The organism is Pseudoalteromonas sp. SR45-5, assembly GCF_014163565.1.
Lineage (GTDB): Bacteria > Pseudomonadota > Gammaproteobacteria > Enterobacterales > Alteromonadaceae > Pseudoalteromonas > Pseudoalteromonas distincta.
This window is the reverse complement of sequence record NZ_JACJDN010000934.1, coordinates 1-1,037: the sequence shown is the minus strand read 5'-3', so window position 1 is coordinate 1,037 and position 1,037 is coordinate 1. Positions and strand designations below refer to the sequence as shown.

Genomic DNA, 1,037 nt, shown 5'->3' with positions numbered 1-1,037 from the left:
TGATAATAGATCTTTTGATGACTAATTCACCTGAAAACTTAAGATTATGGCTTTTTGACCCTAAACAAGTAGAGTTTGCTGCTTATGCAAAAGCGCCTCATTTGGCTTACCCAGTTGTTTTAGATAAGGAGAAGGCTGTTTTAAGACTCAATGAACTTGAGAAGTTAATGAACGATCGATACCATCGTTTAATGAAATTAGGTCTTAAGGATTTGGAAGCACATAATAGAAAGTACCCAGATAGCAAAATGTCGCGAGAGGTAGTTTTTTTTGATGAGTTAGCTGATTGGATTTTAGATAATGACTTTAAAACTGCTGCTAAAGATATAATCGTTAGGCTTTCTTCCAAAGGTCGAGCGGCTGGAATTCATCTAATTATAGCAACTCAACGTCCAAGTGCGGACGTTGTCTTTCCTTTACTAAGAGCTAATTTAGATACAAAAATAGCTCTTAAGGTCGATAGAGATCAAAATTCTGAAATAATACTAGGTGAGACAGGAGCTGAAAACTTATTAGGCTATGGGCACGGTATTGTAAAAACAGAAGGTGGAACTCATTCCATCCAAGTTGGCTTTACAGAGTCACATATATTTGATGAGTTAGTTGAAAAAGTAATAGTTTTCTGGCAAGCGAACAAAAATACGACTTTCTAAGTATCAGTTGTTAGTTGGCTTATATTGTAATTTTTTAAAGTTGTAATAAATAGTTACTTAAGATGTACTCTACTTTTATAGGGTAGAGTACATCGATGTTAATTAAAGTTCTTTATATCGGTGTAGTTAAATAGTATTGATATTAATTTTATTAAGTCATACTAGCAACTCAGATATATTCATATAACTTCAGTCGTGTTTAGTACTCTATACAGGCGCTTTTTAAACTACACAAAGCAGCATGTAGCCGTAATATTTTGTCATCTGAATCAAACGTGAAGGTGTGTAGTGGCCTAACCTAACATGATTTCACATGTAGAGAGTATTATGGACCATCATAGAGCGTATGAAAAAGTAGATTATATATAGCGCACATTAATTATT

General features: G+C 33.8%; 1 protein-coding gene. It reads left to right on the top strand.

Annotation, left to right across the window (positions count from 1 at the left end; genetic code table 11):
• Window positions 1-653 (top strand): FtsK/SpoIIIE domain-containing protein (locus tag H5072_RS20185; RefSeq protein WP_182694604.1); only part of this gene is annotated, 653 nt, incomplete at its 5' end.
• Between the last annotated feature and the right edge of the window lie 384 nt (window positions 654-1,037).